Below are 255 nucleotides of genomic sequence, written 5' to 3' on the forward strand. Positions count from 1 at the left end.
CCTGGCGGACGAGTTCCTTCGCAAACACCGAGGTATAGCTCGGCGGGCCGGACGGACCCTTCTTCTGTTCGCCGGTCACGACATTGAACTTGGAGACGGCGTGATACTTGTCCCCCGCCGATTCGGCCGGGCTGTAGCCGTGGCCCTTTTCGGTGATGACATGCAGCAGCACGGGGCCGACATCCTCGGCATCGCGCAGGTTGCGCAGGATGTGGACGAGCTGGTTCATGTCATGCCCGTCAACCGGGCCGACAT

1 protein-coding gene is annotated in these 255 nt (G+C 63.1%); it reads right to left on the reverse strand.

Annotated elements, in window-relative coordinates:
* Nucleotides 1–255, reverse strand: a 255-nt coding sequence (locus HNW77_RS17390) for a 1-deoxy-D-xylulose-5-phosphate synthase N-terminal domain-containing protein (RefSeq protein ID WP_275942166.1), incomplete at both ends; no start/stop codon positions are given.

The sequence above is a fragment of the Komagataeibacter melomenusus genome, from assembly GCF_013155395.1.
GTDB classification, from domain to species: Bacteria; Pseudomonadota; Alphaproteobacteria; order Acetobacterales; family Acetobacteraceae; genus Komagataeibacter; species Komagataeibacter melomenusus.